Here is a 16,686-nt window from a genome sequence, read left to right on the forward strand (position 1 = left end):
AAGATGCTTTAATTATTATAAAATCAGCGATTAATGGCAGTTTTCCGGAGAATGGAAGAGGAAGGAAATCGACGGATCGGCCGATTTCCATTTGTCTTACTTAATAAGTCCTTACTGGCAAAATCAGTTGTAAAATTGAATCATCATCAACAGGGCGAATAATGAACGGGCGCATGGCTCCGGTAAATTTAATGACAACCTCGTCACTCTCAATGATCTTCAAGGCATCCAGCATATATTTTGAACTGAATGAGATTTTTAAATCTTCACCTTCAAGTGACTCCGCTGTGATTTCTTCAGCCACCTGACCGACTTCAGGCGAATTGCTGGTAATTTGCAAAATTCGATTATCCTGGGCAGTCAATTTTACGACATTATTCCGCTCTTCTCTGGCAAGCAAGGACGCCCTGTCAATGGTATTAATTAATCCTTTTGTTTTAACATGAAGCGTTGTCTGGCTTTGTTCTGGAATCAGACGGGATGTTTCCGGGTAATTCCCGTCGAGTAATCTCGACAAGAAATTTAAATGCTTCGTACGGAACATAATTTGATTATTTGTGATATTGATTTCTACTTTTTCGCCTTTATCGTCCAGAATTTTATTCAGTTCGTTCAGACTTTTACCCGGAACAACGATACTTGGCAGATTTAATGTGACACCTTCCAGTGGAATAGTGCGCAGTGCAAGCCGGTGACTGTCTGTAGCAGTGAAATGCAATTTTTCATTTTCGATTTTGATATTGACACCGGTTAGGATAGGTCTGGTTTCCATTGCTGAAACAGCAAAAACGGTTTGTCTGATTAAGTTTTTCAGCAGGTCTGATTGGATTTCAAAACTGTTTTCCGTCTGCAAAACAGGCAGTTGCGGATATTCGCTGGCATCCTGTCCGTTCAGGTTAAATTTAGCCTTGCCTGATTGAATGGTCACATTAAAATTTTCATCAGCTTCAATTTCAACGGTGTCCTCCGGTAGTTTCCGAACAATATCCGGAAAATAGCGTGCCTGCAGAACGACACTGCCTGTTTCAATTTGTTCGACATAAACTATGCCGTCCTCTTCTGCAGGAATGAACGATTCGATTGAAACATCAGAATCACTCCCAGTTAATGTAATGCCATTTGCAGTCGTTTCAATTTTCATCCCAGTCAAAATCGGAATAGCAGTTCTGGATGAGATAGCTTTCATGACATCCTGGACACTGGAAATTAACTGTTGACGCTGAACGATAAATTTCATGAACTTAATTCTCCTTTTGGATACATATATTTATTATTTTTTTATAAAAATATAGTAATAACAGTAATAATGTCTGTGATTATGTGGATATCTTCGAGAACTTTGCTGTACGAAAGTTATACACATGTGGATAGAGTGTTTACAAGTGTGCAAGCTTAATTCACATGATTAACAACATGATAATCTATAATGATTTCATCTGTTCTTTTAATTCTTCGATATCCCGGTGCAACAGTGTGTCATTATCCATCATTTTCACAATCTTTTCGTGGGCATGAATGACGGTTGTATGATCCCTTCCGCCAAATTCCTCACCAATTTTAGGCAATGAAAAATCTGTCAGTTCACGTGATAGATACATCGCAATCTGTCGGGGGAATGCGATTGCCTTTGTCCGTTTTTTTGCCGCAAAATCTTCCAATTTTACATTATACTTTTCTCCGACCGCTTCCTGAATGCCTTGAATGGTAATGGCGCGCGGTTTATTGCTTGGGATGATATCCTTCAGTGCGTCTGCAGCAAGTGAGGCATCAATATCCTGATTAATGAGTGAAGAATAGGCCACTACCCGGATTAATGCACCTTCCAGTTCACGGATATTGGTATCAATCTGATTAGCAATATAAAGCATCACTTCATTTGGAATATCGAGTCCATCCGCTTTTGCTTTTTTCGACAAAATTGCAATTCGTGTTTCCAGATCCGGCGGTGTAATGTCCGTAATCAGTCCCCACTCAAATCTTGAACGCAGCCGGTCTTCAAGTGTCGGAATTTCTTTCGGCGGACGATCACTGGAAATGACGATCTGTTTATTTTCTTCATGAAGTGCGTTAAATGTATGGAAAAATTCTTCCTGTGTTGATTCTTTTCCAGCGATAAATTGAATATCATCGATTAATAGAACGTCGACATTGCGATACTTATTTCGGAATTGAGTCGCTTTATTGTCCATAATTGCATTGATAAATTCGTTCGTAAACTTTTCGGATGTTAAATAAACAACGTTTGCTTCAGGATTGTGGTCCTGGACGTAATGCCCGATGGCGTGCATCAGGTGCGTTTTGCCAAGACCGACACCACCATAAATGAATAATGGGTTGTACGCTTTTGCAGGGGCTTCTGCCACAGCAAGTGATGCAGCATGTGCGAAGCGGTTTCCGGACCCGATCACGAATGTATCAAATGTATATTTGGAGTTCAGCATCGTTTTGGTATGATTTGAACCGCCATTATTTTCTATCGGGACTTTTTTAGGAGCAGGATCCTCATCATCAACCGAATCATTTGCATCCGGAATAATAAATCGCGTCGATAAACGGGCACCTGTTATTTCCAGTAAAATTTCATCTATTAATTTAGTATATCGGCCTTCAAGCCAGTCGCGTGCAAATTCATTTGGCGCCAGAACAGTTAATGTGTCTTCTTTTAATGATTGAGCTTTTGTATTTTTTAGCCAGGTTTCAAAGCTCGGTTTGCTGATTTTCTCCTCAATCTTCTCCAGCGTCGCATGCCATAGTTCATCGATGTTTTCCAACTGACTTCACCCCTTTCAGTCTTGATAAGATGATAGAAAAACCCTTTCGCGATGAACATCCTGACAGGGAGATACGGAAAGGTTTTCTGTTAAAAATGTGTGCATATTTGATTGTGGATGTTTAAGCATGGTTACTGCAGCATAATCAAAGGGTTATGTACGTTATCCACACTTTTGTTGATAGTTTAATAAACAGAGGTGTGTATATATATCCACACATTATCCACACCCTGTGGAAAAAGAAAAGGTGATATCATTTATTACACATGTTAAAACACAGTTATAATATCAGAAAAAAGCGCATCATGCAACGCTTTTTCGACACTTATCCACATTATCCATCAGTTGTAGACAATATTTATCCACACTACTATATTTTGTGAGTAATTTGTCGATACGTGTTGTGAATAAAAATTTTTCGATAAAAAAATATAACAGGTAGGTGTGGATAAAATTTAAACGATGAAAAGTTGACAGGTGGAATTGATTTTCATTATAATATCTTAGACTGCCTTTAAAATTGTGTAGTGTTATGTTTGAATTCCTCAGGGAGGTGTATGATAAATGAAGAGAACATTTCAGCCAAATACGCGCAAACGGAAAAAAGTACATGGTTTCCGTAAACGGATGAGTACAAAAGACGGACGCCAGGTATTGAAGCGCCGTCGCCGTAAAGGAAGAAAAGTATTGTCTGCATAGACCACTGACATTATCAGTGGTCTTTTTTCCACTATAGCGGGAAAATGAATGGTGAAGGTGATCGGATTGAAAAAAATATACCGGGTAAAAGATAATGAGGAATTCCAGTATGTGTTCAAACATGGGAAGTCATTTGCAAACCGGCAGCTTGTTCTATATTATATAGAAAAACCTGGACAGGAGCATTTCCGCATTGGGTTATCTGTCGGTAAAAAAATAGGTAATGCTGTTATGAGAAATCGTATCAAACGTTATCTGCGCCAGGCATTTATTGAGCTGGAAGACTATGTAAGGCCGACAAACGATATTATTATCATTGCACGACACCCGACAAGGCAGATGAATTTTCACCAGGTGAAAAAGAGTTTAGTTCACTTATTGGCCAAAGAACGGCTGTTGTTAAAAAAATAACGGGCTTTTTTGATTATATATGGAATCTTCTATTGATTTAATGGTAAAATAGCTATTAGGTTTTATACATAGGTTGTTTTTTTGCTTGTTAGGAGGAAATAAATTGCGTAAAAAGATTTGGCTGCTTATAACCTTAATTGGGTTATTGGCACTTCTTTCTGGATGTACGGATATAAGAGAACCAATCACTCCAGAGAGTACTGGAATTTGGAATTCATATTTTGTATGGCCGTTATCACAGGTTATTACTTATTTTGCAAATATGTTCAACGGAAGTTATGGATTAGCTATTATTGTTGTAACTGTCATTGTCCGCTTAATTCTTCTGCCGCTGAACGTTAAGCAGTTAAAAAGTTCTAAAGCCATGCAGGATATTCAACCTGAACTTAAGGAACTGCAACAGCAATATTCATCAAAAGATGCGAACACCCAACAAAAACTGCAGCAGGAAACGATGCAGTTATTCCAGAAACATGGGGTGAACCCGCTTGCTGGATGTTTGCCGATATTTGTGCAAATGCCGATTCTGATTGCGATGTATCATGCCATTATGCGGACGCCGGAAGTGCAGGAGCATACCTTTCTGTGGTTTCAATTGGGAACCTCGGATTATATTTTGCCGTTGATTGCCGGTGGTGCAACGTTTATTCAGCAAAAGATGATGATGGGCGGTAGCCAGGCTGCCCAAAACCCGCAAATGATGGTGATGCTTTATGTCATGCCGATCATGATTATAGTTATGGGTTACATTCTTCCAGCAGCATTAGCACTGTACTGGGTAGTGGGGAATGTGTTTATGATTGCTCAGACGGTTTTCATCCGTAAACCGATGATGGATAATCAAAAAACTGGGGGAGACAAAAAGTGAGAGAAATAACTGCTAGTGGACAAACGGTTGAAGAAGCGGTCCAATCAGCATTAGAGCAGTTAGACACCACAAGGGACCATGTTAAAGTTGAAGTGATTGATGAAGGGAAAAAAGGGCTTCTGGGTGTATTTGGATCCAAGCGCGCCTTTGTTAAGGTGATGATGGAAAAAAATCAGATTGAAGAAGCCGAAACATTCCTGCAGGATGTAACTGGTAAGATGAACGTCGAAGCTGACATGACAACGACAGTTTCGGAAAATCACGTCACGTTTGACTTATCAGGTGATAAAATTGCTTTATTGATCGGCAAGCGCGGGCAGACATTGAATGCCATTCAATATCTGGTACATCTTGTCTTAAATAAGGACGGAGACCAGTATTACACCGTTAGCGTTGATGCGGAAGGGTATCGCGGAAGAAGGAGAGAGACGCTTGAATCCCTGGCACATAAAATGGCCGATAAAGCGCTAAGAACGAATAAAACAGTAACACTCGAGGCTATGCCTGCATTTGAACGTAAAATTATTCATAACGCATTACAGACGAATGAGCAGGTAAAAACGATCTCAGAAGGCGTTGAGCCGCATCGTCATATTGTTATAAAATCATAGTAGGTTGAGAACCTCCGGAAATCGGGGGTTTTTTGTTATAGGCTGTTTATCAGTTAGCTCGAAAAGATACGCTTGCGCTCGAAAATGCAGAAGTTTCACCCGTTCCCGCTGATTACTATTATGAAGAACCGGAACTTTAAGCTGAGTATATTTCCGCTGCGGTCTTTGGAGATAGAAGGAAATCCTTTATTCACATGTGGATAAAGGATTTCTTATTGGTTATAAATAGTAACACTGTGGATAAGTTTATTTTTGATGAAATTTATGATATTCTATGATATTAGTGACAGAAAAAAAGAGTGCTTTTGATATAGATAATTCAATGTAAGATGGAGGTGAGATGAATGGAGACAGATACGATTACAGCAATATCCACACCGGTTGGTGAAGGAGCGATTTCAATTGTCCGGCTGAGCGGTTCAGCAGCAATCCCGGTAACTGCGAAATTGTTTGAGGGTAAATATCTGCATGATGTCGATTCGCATACCATCCATTACGGGAAAATCATTGATCCCGAAACAAATGAGGCTGCTGAGGAAGTCATGGTTACGATCATGCGGGCACCAAAGACGTTTACACGCGAAGATGTTGTGGAAATTAATTGTCACGGCGGCATGGTGGCCGTTAATCGTGTGCTTGAAATTATTCTTGAACAAGGTGTGCGGATAGCAGAACCGGGCGAGTTTACCAAACGTGCTTTCCTGCACGGGCGAATCGATTTATCACAGGCAGAAGCAGTCATGGATTTAATCCGGTCAAAAACCGACAAAGCCATGTCGGTTGCACTCAAGCAAATGGATGGACGGCTCTCACAGTTGATCGGACGTCTCAGACAGCAGCTGATTGAAACAGTTGCACATGTTGAAGTGAATATCGATTATCCGGAATATGATGATGTTGAGGAAATGTCACACGAGATGATGCGGACGAAATCAAAGGAAGTGCATGCCGAAATTGAGCATTTGCTTGAAGTCGCCAAACAGGGAAAGATATTGCGTGAAGGACTGTCCACTGCGATTATCGGAAGACCGAATGTGGGCAAGTCTTCATTGATGAATACACTAGTCCAGGAAAATAAAGCGATAGTGACTGAGGTTCCCGGGACAACCCGTGATATTATTGAGGAGTATGTCAATGTCCGCGGCGTTCCCCTGAAACTTGTGGATACTGCCGGAATACGCGAAACAGAAGATATCGTGGAAAAAATCGGTGTAGACCGTTCGCGGAAAGTACTGGAAGAATCAGATCTTATTTTATATATCTTAAATTATAACGAAGAACTGACCGAAGAAGATAAAAAACTTTTTGAAGCGGTCCAGGGTTTGGACTATATTGTGATTATTAATAAAACTGATTTGGAACAAAAACTTGACTTGGAAAAAGTTAATGAGCTCGCTGAAGATAAACCGGTCATAACTGCTTCTTTAATTAAAGAAGAAGGAATTGATGAATTGGAATCAGCCATTTCCGAAACATTCTTTGCCGGTGATATTGATACAGGTGACATGACGTATGTCTCCAATATCCGCCACATCCAATTGCTTAAACAGGCTAAACAGGCACTGGAAGATGCCATGAGCAGTCTTGATATGGAAATGCCGCTTGATATCGTCCAGATTGATATCACACGCACATGGGAGTTTCTGGGCGAAATTATAGGTGATACAGCCAGTGACAGTTTAATTGATCAGTTATTTTCACAATTTTGTTTAGGAAAATAACGTGAATTTGAATATAAACGACATGATGATTTGAAATAATCACAAACAGAAAGGGTGAAAACGATGGTATATGAAGCCGGACGTTATGATGTAATTGTTATTGGTGCCGGTCATGCCGGTGTTGAAGCAGGTGTCGCGGCAGCAAAAATGGGCGCGAAAACATTAATGCTGACACTGAACCTTGATATGGTTGCTTTTATGCCGTGCAATCCGTCACTTGGCGGTCCCGCTAAAGGTATTGTTGTTCGTGAAGTTGACGCACTGGGTGGTGTGATGGCGAAAGTTATTGATAAAACCTACATCCAGATGCGTATGCTGAACACCCGCAAAGGGCCGGCAGTTCAGGCATTGCGGGCACAAGCGGATAAGCCGCTTTATATTAAAGAAATGAAACATGTTCTCGAAAATCAGGAAAACCTGACACTGAGACAAGGCATGGTCAATGAACTGATTATGGAAGACGGTGAATGTAAAGGTGTTGTTACAGAAACGAAAGCAGCTTATTATGCTGATAATGTTATCGTAACAACTGGTACATTCATGCGCGGTAAAGTACTGATGGGTGATCTCGAATATGAAAGTGGTCCGAATAACCAGCGGGCGTCCATCAAACTTTCCGAAAACCTTGAAGAGCTTGGTCTGGACATTACGCGATTCAAAACGGGTACACCACCGCGCGTGAACAGTCATTCAATCGATTATTCCAAGGCAGAAATTCAACAGGGAGACGAAAAACCACAAAGTTTTTCATATGAAACGACAGAATATATTACGAACCAAATTCCGTGCTGGCTCACGTATACGAATGAATTTACGCACCAGCTCATTAACGATAATCTGTCATCATCCGCCATGTATTCCGGTATGAAACGCGGAACAGGACCACGTTACTGCCCGTCAATTGAAGATAAGATTGTCCGGTTTAATGATAAGCCGCGCCACCAGGTCTTTCTTGAGCCTGAGGGCAGAGATACAGAAGAAGTATATGTTCAAGGGCTGTCAACATCGCTTCCGGAAGATATCCAGCATGATATGGTTAAAACAGTGCCCGGACTTGAAAATGCTGAAATTATGCGCGGCGGATATGCTATTGAATATGATGCGGTAGTTCCGACCCAATTATGGCCCACAATGGAAGTGAAAAGTATTCCAGGCCTGTTTACTGCCGGGCAAATTAATGGCACATCAGGTTATGAGGAAGCAGCAGCACAAGGAATTATGGCTGGTATTAATGCTGGTGCAAAAGTGTTCGGCAAAGAGCCTTTGATTCTCGACAGGTCCCGTGCATATATCGGCGTCCTGATTGATGACCTCGTTACCAAAGGAACCAAAGAACCATATCGTCTTCTGACATCCAGAGCCGAATACCGTTTATTATTGCGTCATGATAATGCTGACTTGCGTTTAACCGAAATCGGTTATAATTACGGCTTGATTAATGACGAACGCCATAGTCAATTTGCCGAGAAGCAGCGTCTTGTCGAAGAAGAGAAAAAGCGGCTTGGCAAAATTGTTATCAAACCGGAAGAACCTGTTCAGCAAATGCTGGAAAATGCAAACGGCTCACCACTAAAAGAAGCTGTAAAAGCATACGATATGCTGAAACGGCCGGAAGTAACGTATAAAATGCTGGAAGGTGTCATCGAAACAGACGATAATCTTCCGGATATTGTCAAAGAACAGGTTGAAATACAAATCAAATATGAAGGTTATATTAAGAAGGCAAATGAACAAGTAGACCGTATGCTTAAAATGGAAAATAAAAAGATTCCGGATAACATTGATTATGATGATATTGATGGCATTGCCTTTGAAGCAAAAGAAAAACTAAAAAGAATCCGTCCGCTGTCTGTTGGTCAGGCGTCACGGATATCAGGGGTTAACCCGTCAGATGTATCCATACTGCTTGTTTATATCGAACAAGGCAAAGTGGCTCGTGTAGCCAACTAGCTGTTAAAGGAGCAAACGATTCATGAAACCGGAACAATTTGTGCATGCGTTGTATGAGCAGGGAATCGAATTGGATGAAAAACAAACAGAGCAATTTGCTGATTATTTTCAGATTTTGGTGGAGTGGAACGAAAAAATAAATCTGACCGCTTTAACAGATGAGGAAGATGTGTATTTGAAACACTTTTATGATTCTATTTCCGCTGCATTTTATCATGATTTTACGGGGAACTTTACTATTTGTGATGTGGGTGCTGGGGCGGGATTCCCCAGTATCCCGCTTAAAATCTGTTTCCCTGATATGAACATAACCATTGTCGACTCCTTACAAAAACGGATTAACTTTTTAAATCAATTGGCAGCAAGACTGGGTCTTGAAAAAGTTGCTTTTTATCATGATCGTGCTGAATTTTTGGTAAAAATAAACAATTCCGGGAATCATTTGATATTGTCATTTCACGGGCTGTGGCCCGAATGTCTGTATTGACCGAATTATGTTTGCCGCTTACAAAGATAAATGGCTTATTTATTGCGATGAAAGGATCGCAGGCTAAAGATGAATTTAACGATGGTCAAAATGCTGTGAACATTTTGGGTGGGGGACTCGATAAAATCCATACATTCCAATTACCCGAAGAAGACAGCGAGCGGTCTATTATATCCATACATAAAAATCAAAAAACGCCTAAAAAGTACCCGCGAAAACCGGGACTGCCAAACAAGAGTCCTATCACTTAACCTTTCCTGTATGTTAGCCCAAAGATTATATGGTGATTTCATACTCATTCAGAAATATATATGATAAAATGAGGATAGGATTTGACGGATTCGATAGATTGTCGTGATAGATAAATTTTCCTCTATGAATAAATAAACTTCATAAATTGTTTCACGTGGAACAATTTTAGTTGCGATGATATATTTTTTGTGGGCATTTAAAAGGGAAAGTACCGGTTTGTAGTGAAAGAACATGATTGTAAAGGTGGTGTTAGGTGGTGGTTAGACCGTTAAACCGAATTTTTGGTATGGGCGGTAAAAATGAATCTGTACCAGAGGAAGAAAACTACCATCCGGATGAGGTAACCGAAATTTCTATTGAAAAAATAGAACCGAATAGATTTCAGCCGAGATCTGTGTTCAATGAAGAAAAAATAAATGAGCTGGCACAAACGATCCTGACACACGGAATGATTCAGCCGATAGTTGTCCGAAAGTTGGAAGATGAAGATAAATATGAACTTATTGCCGGTGAGCGCAGATGGCGTGCGGCACAAACACTAGAATGGGAAAATATTTCTGCAATCATCCGCACCATGACAGATACGGAAATTGCCTCTGTTGCGTTAATTGAAAACCTGCAGCGTGAGGAATTAACAGTTATCGAAGAAGCGAGTGCCTATGCAAGGCTGCTGGACTTGCATGAATTAACACAGGAAGCTTTAGCACAGCGGCTTGGAAAAAATCAGTCAACCATTGCTAATAAACTAAGGCTCTTAAAGCTTCCCGAACAGGTACAAACTGCTGTGTTGGATAAGCAAATAACAGAAAGACATGCACGGGCATTAATTAAAATAAGCGAGCCGGAAAAACAAGTGGAAATGCTGGAGAAAATTCTAGATAAGGATTTAAATGTAAAGCAGACTGAAGAACAGATTGAAAATATAAATCAGCCTGATGAAAAACCGGCGAAAAAACGCCCCAAGCGTAAAGGCGTCAATAAAGATGTCCGTATTGCCATGAATACAATCCGTCAATCTCTGAATATGGTTTCCGACACGGGAATTGATGTTGAGACGGATGAAGAGGAACTTGATGATTTTTATCAAATAACAATCAAAATACCAAAGAAGAATTAATATATTCTATTATGCACACTAAAACACCATTCATCTTTGCAAAATTACAAGATGAGTGGTTTTTAAATCCATAAATTTAAATGGAAACTCCTGCAAAATGGTGAGTGGCAGGAATACTCTCAGTTATAGCTAATCAAAACATATTTAACATAAGTTTTTCTATAAAATATCATTTTAATAGGCGCTTGTCTGAAAAAAGTGATAGAATTATAAGTATAGATATTAGGTAGGTGACAGCATGGGAAAAATAATGGCCATTGCAAATCAAAAGGGTGGCGTTGGCAAAACAACATCAGCAGTAAACTTGAGTGCAGGTCTTGCACAACTGAAAAATAGAGTACTGGTCGTCGATATTGATCCACAGGGTAATGCTACCAGTGGTTTAGGCATAAGCAAAGCCGATATGGACCAGTGTATTTATAATGTTCTGGTAGAAGATCTGCCTGCGGAAGAAGTTTGTGTCCCGACACAAGTTGAAAATTTGGATATTATACCTGCCACTATTCAACTTTCAGGCGCTGAAATAGAGCTTGTTTCTACGATTTCACGTGAAATTCGACTTAAAAAAGCACTGGAAGACCTTAAAGAACAATATGATTATATTATTATTGACTGTCCGCCGTCTTTAGGGCTACTTACCATTAATGCCCTGACATCAGCGGATACGGTGCTGATACCTGTCCAATGTGAGTATTATGCACTGGAAGGACTAAGCCAATTATTAAATACGATTCGTTTAGTACAAAAACATTTGAATAAAACCTTAATGATTGAAGGTGTTTTGCTGACAATGCTTGATGCACGGACAAACCTGGGCATTCAAGTGATTGAGGAAGTGAAAAAATACTTTCAGGACAAAGTCTATCAGTCAGTCATCCCAAGAAATGTCCGTTTGGGAGAAGCACCAAGTCATGGGGAGCCGATTCTCAAGTATGACCCTAAATCAAAAGGTGCTGAAGTATATCTTGAATTAGCAAAGGAAGTGGTCAGCAATGGCGAAAGGGTTGGGTAAAGGAATAAATGCTTTTTTTCCACCTGAGCTTGAAGAAGAGACTGAAGATGTCATTCAGGAAATTCCGGTAGATGAGTGCCGTCCAAATCCTTATCAACCAAGAAAGACCTTCCATGCAGATGCTATCGAAGAATTAAAGGATTCAATTCTGGAATACGGCATTGTACAGCCATTAATTGTGCGAAAAAGTATCAAGGGTTACGAAATCATTGTTGGTGAACGGCGTTTTCGTGCGGCTAAAGAAGCTGATTTGGAAACACTTCCGGCGGTTGTCAAAGATTTGTCAGATGACAAAATGATGGAAGTCGCTCTGCTGGAAAACTTGCAGCGTGAAGATTTAACAGCTATTGAAGAAGCACACGCTTACCAGAACTTAATGAATGAACTCGGCATTACTCAGGATGAATTATCGAAACGACTCGGGAAAAGCCGGTCACATATTGCCAACATTGTTCGCCTTCTTTCGCTCCCTGAACAGGTGGTTGCCTATATTAACAACGGTGAACTGTCAATGGGGCATGGGCGTGCACTGCTTGGTGTTAAGGATAAGGATAAAGTGATTCCGCTGGTTAATAAAATACGTCATGAAAATCTGAATGTGCGTCAGGTCGAGCAATTGATCGTGCAAATGAATGAAAAGCCGAAAGAGAAAAAAGAAAAGCCGAAGAAAGACATCTTTCTGGAGGAGCGTGAATCTGTATTACGCGACCGGTTAGGTACAGCGGTTTCTATTAATCGGGGTAAACGCAAAGGAAAAATCGAGATAGAATTTTACTCAAATGAGGATTTGGAACGTATATTGGAAACGTTGGAAAAATAATGATAGAAAGACTGACTCAGTGAACAAAAATTAGTCAGTCTTTTTCTTTACATATCTCCATTAATAAAAGGGTGTTAAACATGATATATTTTGATCAGGCGGCATCATCCCATCCAAAACCCCCGGTAGTAGGGGAAGCGATGCTCTATGCGCTGAATGAGATAGGCGCCAATCCCGGCAGAGGGAGTCATAAATTGGCTAAAGAAGCAGCAGGTATTATAACAAAGACAAGAAAAACTGCATCACGAATCTTCGGCTGCAGCGATCCTAAAAAAGTATTGTTTTACCAAAACGCAACAGCTGCCTTAAATCAGGCAATAAAAGGGCTGCGGTGGTCAAAAGGGGACCATGTTATTGCCACAACCTTTGAACATAACTCGATCAGAAGGCCGTTGGAAAGTATCAATAAGCAGTATGGAGTGAGTGTTACATATGTACCTTGGAACGGAGATGAATCAGAGTTTTTAAAGCAAATTGGTAACTCGATCAGAACTGAAACGAGACTGATTGCGGTAACCCATGCTTCCAATGTAACCGGAGCTGTTACCCCGGTTGAACAAATTGCTTCAGTTGCCAATCAAAGTGACATACCAATACTAGTTGATGCATCGCAAACAGCCGGGCATAAGACGCTGCATATGAGGAACATGGGGATCGATATGATGGCGTTGCCTGGCCATAAAGGTTTATTGGGGCCTCAGGGGACAGGCATGTTGATGATCGAAGGTGACATCGATTTACATCCACTGAATCATGGTGGTACCGGCAGCTATTCCGAAAACCCTGGTCAGCCGTCACAGTGGCCGGAAAGACTGGAAAGCGGGACATTAAATACACCGGGTATCGCAGGACTCCATGCCGCAATGCAATCTTATGAAACACGTAATATTGGTAATGTTCCACGTGAAACAATTTTGAGCCAAACAGTTTTGCAAGGACTGAAACAGATCGAAGGCATCACGTGTTATGGACCTGATGTACAGGATGAACGCATGCCGATTGTTGCGTTTAATGTTTTGAATATTCCATCACAGGAAATAGCGATGGTGCTTGATTCACATTATGACATAGCTGTCCGGGCAGGTCTTCATTGCAGTCCGCTCACACATGAAACGTTAAACACAACTAATCGGGGTGTCGTCAGGGCAAGTTTTAGCATGTATAACACAGAAGAAGAGGCTGAACAATTTTTACAGGCGATACAGGAAGTAACAGAATCTTATAATCTTGTGTAAGATAATAAAATGGAGATGGACCAATGGCTTTATTCGGAACAATTGTTAATGGCGTTTGTATTATTGCTGGAAGTTTGCTTGGATTATTTTTTACGAAGATACCGGAACGATATAAAGAAACAGTTATGCATGGAATAGGCCTGGCGGTTATCTTAATAGGTCTCCAGATGGCTCTGGAAACAGAAGCGATTATTGTTGTGTTATTAAGTTTGTTGACGGGCGCCATTATTGGGGAACTCATACACCTAGAAGAAGGACTTAACCGGATAGGGGACTGGATAGGAAGGAAATTCACGACAAAAAATGATAATTTTAGTGTTGCCCAAGGGTTTATAACAGCATCACTCGTGTTTGTGATTGGTGCTCTGTCAGTCATCGGAGCATTGGACGGCGGCTTGCGTGGCGATCATGAAGTGTTGATAACTAAAGGTGTAATTGACGGTTTTGTTGCACTTGTATTAACAACAACACTCGGATTGGGCGTTATTTTATCAGTCATTCCGGTTGTCGTGTATCAGGGATCGATTGCCTTGCTTGCTACACAAATCAATCAATGGGTGCCCGAATCGTTTTTAAATGGACTTATTGGTGAACTGACTGCAGTCGGCGGTCTATTAATTATGGCAATCGGTCTTAATTTATTAAAAATCGTTCAAATAAGAGTAGGTAACCTGCTGCCGGCGATTGTGACAGTTGGAATCGTCTATTACATCTATTTGTTATTTTGATATAAGGGCTGAGAGCCTTCGCTGCGGAAAAATACTCGCTTTCCACGGGAAACGCTTCAGCCTCCTCAGCTCGCTCCTCGCTTGCGGGGTCTTCAGACTGTCCTTTCCCGCTGGAGTTTCGCATTTATCCGCAGCGGTGTTAACCTTTAAACCATTAAGTTACTACATCACAATTTATGAATTTTGTGTCAAAAAAACAACCATAGAAACAGCTAATATGAATCATTGAAAACCTCTGCCATATTGGGCAGGGGTTTACATTTCCCCTTCCAAAGGCTCCTGTCTTTCAGGTGCAACGACCGTCGAAAGTGATGTCGTATACGTCAATTGCTGATCAATTTTTTCCAAAAGCGAAGCAACACGCTTCGCCATATCAACAACAAGGGAGAGCCGTGTGTTCTGCAAAGTAGTGAATTCCATGAATCCGCTGATATTAACGACACCGGTCACATGAATATCACCAATGGCTGGAAGGTTTTTATTTAAAGCTGCTCCCGGATTCAGTGAGCCGACATCAGCAATAATGCTGCCTACTGAAGCAGCTTTTCCCAATGAAGCATCGACTGCTATAACAAATCCATCTTGGTGATGTTTATAAATGTGCTGTATGTAATCCGGCATATTTGTGGCATGGACAGGTTCAGGCAAAGTGCCGTATACGTTTAAGTGCTTTGGTTTCAGCTCCGATAGATAGGACCCTATTAAAGGCCCGAGCGCATCACCTGTCGACCGGTCTGTTCCAACACAAACCACAACATATTCTTTCGGCAATTCCGGAAGCCAGGAAATAATTCGTTCATTCATTTTATCAAGAAGATCCGGGTTCATATAATTGATCTGGAGTTTTTCTTTTTTTGTGATGAAACGATTCATTAGATTCATAGCTTTTCCTCCACAAACATATTGGTATTAGTATACGGAGAAAATTATCAAACTATACCTGGATAAACATAATGGAGGAGAAGCAATGTTGCGAGCAGGTTTGAAATGGATGTTTTTAATCATCGGGACAACAATTGGTGCCGGCTATGCTTCGGGGAGGGAGTTATGGCAGTTTTTCGGCCATGAAAGCGGACTGGCTATCCTGTTATTTGCCGTGTTTTTTTCGATATGCTGTTATGTCATTATGCATGTAAGTTATCAAAAGAAATCAAGTGATTATTTACCGGTGCTTCGCGATATTGTGGGGGACAAGCTGGCAAAAGTATATGATATCATGATATTTTTGTATTTAACGACGACAACGGTTGTTATGATCGCAGGAAGCGGTGCTACCGGACAAGCATTTGATTTATCCTATTGGTGGGGCGTATTGATTATGACGGCCGGTTTAATCGCATTATTTTTAAGGGATATTAACGGTTTGCTTGCCATGAATCAAATTGTGTTGCCATTATTGATTGGCGGACTGCTGTATATCTTATTATTATTTATCAATGACCAGGGACTGAATGTATGGTCCCATCTGCATGAACAACGGAATTGGACAGCGGCTTTCCCGTTTACAGCACTGAATATACTGCCGTTAATCGCTGTGTTGGGGGCGATTGGCAATAAAGTCAAATCGAAACAGGAAATATATGTTGCGGCAATTGGCAGCGGAATGATATTAGGCACCATCTCTTTTATTTATAATAACAGTCTCATTCAGATTGCTGATGAGCTGCTATTATATGAAATCCCATTATTTGCCATATTGAAACACTATCCGGTTGAAATTCTTATTTTTATGTCTGTTCTCTTGTGGTTTGCTATATTCACAACTGCTGCATCGGGTGTGCTGGGTATTGTGTCCAGAATCCAAAGCCGCTGGAATGCACCTGTTTGGTTTCTGGCAGCAGCGGTCATCATCCCAATGGTACCATTAACAACCGTTGGATTTTCCGCACTGATAAATTATATTTATCCAGTATACGGGATTTTAAATTTATATGTGTTAACACGATTACTTCTTTATCCACTGTGGAATAAGAGAGAAAACACCCATGTATGACATCACTTCTC

At 40.7% G+C, this 16,686-nt stretch carries 15 protein-coding genes and 1 pseudogene; 13 read left to right on the plus strand and 3 right to left on the minus strand.

The window, feature by feature from the left end; all coding sequences use genetic code 11:
• Positions 1 to 100: 100 nt before the first annotated feature.
• On the minus strand, positions 101 to 1,237 hold the full coding sequence (gene dnaN / locus VK097_RS02020; RefSeq protein ID WP_324210125.1) for a DNA polymerase III subunit beta: 1,137 nt from the start codon (positions 1,235 to 1,237) through the stop codon (positions 101 to 103).
• Positions 1,238 to 1,421: 184 nt separating this feature from the next.
• Positions 1,422 to 2,771 carry a chromosomal replication initiator protein DnaA gene (gene dnaA, locus VK097_RS02025; RefSeq protein WP_324210126.1) on the minus strand — a complete coding sequence of 450 codons (1,350 nt, stop codon included), beginning with the start codon at positions 2,769 to 2,771 and terminating at the stop codon, positions 1,422 to 1,424.
• A 564-nt stretch (positions 2,772 to 3,335) separates the two neighbouring features.
• Between dnaA and rpmH the strand changes: the two genes are divergently transcribed.
• From rpmH to VK097_RS02085, 12 genes and pseudogenes are all read left to right on the plus strand, one after another.
• Positions 3,336 to 3,470, plus strand: a complete 135-nt coding sequence (gene rpmH / locus VK097_RS02030) for a 50S ribosomal protein L34 (RefSeq protein ID WP_324210127.1) — start codon at positions 3,336 to 3,338, stop codon at positions 3,468 to 3,470.
• A 66-nt stretch (positions 3,471 to 3,536) separates the two neighbouring features.
• The gene (gene rnpA / locus VK097_RS02035) at positions 3,537 to 3,881 is read left to right on the plus strand and encodes a ribonuclease P protein component (protein ID WP_324210171.1); all 345 of its coding nucleotides are present in this window, start codon (positions 3,537 to 3,539) and stop codon (positions 3,879 to 3,881) included.
• Positions 3,882 to 3,984: 103 nt separating this feature from the next.
• The gene (spoIIIJ, locus tag VK097_RS02040; RefSeq protein ID WP_324210128.1) at positions 3,985 to 4,749 is read left to right on the plus strand and encodes a YidC family membrane integrase SpoIIIJ; all 765 of its coding nucleotides are present in this window, start codon (positions 3,985 to 3,987) and stop codon (positions 4,747 to 4,749) included.
• Positions 4,746 to 5,360 (plus strand): RNA-binding cell elongation regulator Jag/EloR, encoded by a 615-nt coding sequence (gene jag, locus VK097_RS02045; RefSeq protein ID WP_324210129.1) that lies wholly within the window; start codon positions 4,746 to 4,748, stop codon positions 5,358 to 5,360. The genes spoIIIJ and jag overlap by 4 nt, the downstream gene beginning before the upstream one ends.
• A gap of 344 nt (positions 5,361 to 5,704) precedes the next feature.
• Complete coding sequence (gene mnmE, locus VK097_RS02050) at positions 5,705 to 7,081, plus strand: tRNA uridine-5-carboxymethylaminomethyl(34) synthesis GTPase MnmE (RefSeq protein WP_324210130.1); 1,377 nt, start codon at positions 5,705 to 5,707, stop codon at positions 7,079 to 7,081.
• 63 nt (positions 7,082 to 7,144) lie between these two features.
• Positions 7,145 to 9,031: a tRNA uridine-5-carboxymethylaminomethyl(34) synthesis enzyme MnmG gene (gene mnmG, locus VK097_RS02055; protein WP_324210131.1), complete on the plus strand. Its 1,887-nt coding sequence runs from the start codon at positions 7,145 to 7,147 to the stop codon at positions 9,029 to 9,031.
• Positions 9,032 to 9,053: 22 nt separating this feature from the next.
• Positions 9,054 to 9,769 (plus strand): annotated as a pseudogene (gene rsmG, locus VK097_RS02060) (16S rRNA (guanine(527)-N(7))-methyltransferase RsmG).
• A gap of 257 nt (positions 9,770 to 10,026) precedes the next feature.
• Positions 10,027 to 10,887 carry a nucleoid occlusion protein gene (gene noc / locus VK097_RS02065; RefSeq protein WP_324210172.1) on the plus strand — a complete coding sequence of 287 codons (861 nt, stop codon included), beginning with the start codon at positions 10,027 to 10,029 and terminating at the stop codon, positions 10,885 to 10,887.
• 238 nt (positions 10,888 to 11,125) lie between these two features.
• On the plus strand, positions 11,126 to 11,899 hold the full coding sequence (locus VK097_RS02070; RefSeq protein ID WP_324210132.1) for a ParA family protein: 774 nt from the start codon (positions 11,126 to 11,128) through the stop codon (positions 11,897 to 11,899).
• On the plus strand, positions 11,880 to 12,719 hold the full coding sequence (locus VK097_RS02075; RefSeq protein WP_324210133.1) for a ParB/RepB/Spo0J family partition protein: 840 nt from the start codon (positions 11,880 to 11,882) through the stop codon (positions 12,717 to 12,719). The genes VK097_RS02070 and VK097_RS02075 overlap by 20 nt, the downstream gene beginning before the upstream one ends.
• Before the next feature lie 80 nt (positions 12,720 to 12,799).
• Positions 12,800 to 13,954, plus strand: a complete 1,155-nt coding sequence (locus tag VK097_RS02080; RefSeq protein WP_324210134.1) for an aminotransferase class V-fold PLP-dependent enzyme — start codon at positions 12,800 to 12,802, stop codon at positions 13,952 to 13,954.
• Between the two features lie 23 nt (positions 13,955 to 13,977).
• Positions 13,978 to 14,682, plus strand: coding sequence for a DUF554 domain-containing protein (locus VK097_RS02085; protein WP_324210135.1), 705 nt, complete (start codon positions 13,978 to 13,980; stop codon positions 14,680 to 14,682).
• A 255-nt stretch (positions 14,683 to 14,937) separates the two neighbouring features.
• Here the strand turns inward: VK097_RS02085 and yyaC are convergent, their stop codons facing one another.
• Complete coding sequence (gene yyaC / locus VK097_RS02090; protein ID WP_324210136.1) at positions 14,938 to 15,564, minus strand: spore protease YyaC; 627 nt, start codon at positions 15,562 to 15,564, stop codon at positions 14,938 to 14,940.
• 85 nt (positions 15,565 to 15,649) lie between these two features.
• Here yyaC and VK097_RS02095 point away from each other — a divergent pair, with 85 nt between their 5' ends.
• Complete coding sequence (locus VK097_RS02095) at positions 15,650 to 16,675, plus strand: YkvI family membrane protein (RefSeq protein WP_324210137.1); 1,026 nt, start codon at positions 15,650 to 15,652, stop codon at positions 16,673 to 16,675.
• Positions 16,676 to 16,686 lie beyond the last annotated feature (11 nt).

The organism is Lentibacillus sp. (assembly GCF_035301675.1).
In the GTDB taxonomy this organism is placed as follows: domain Bacteria; phylum Bacillota; class Bacilli; order Bacillales; family Amphibacillaceae; genus Lentibacillus.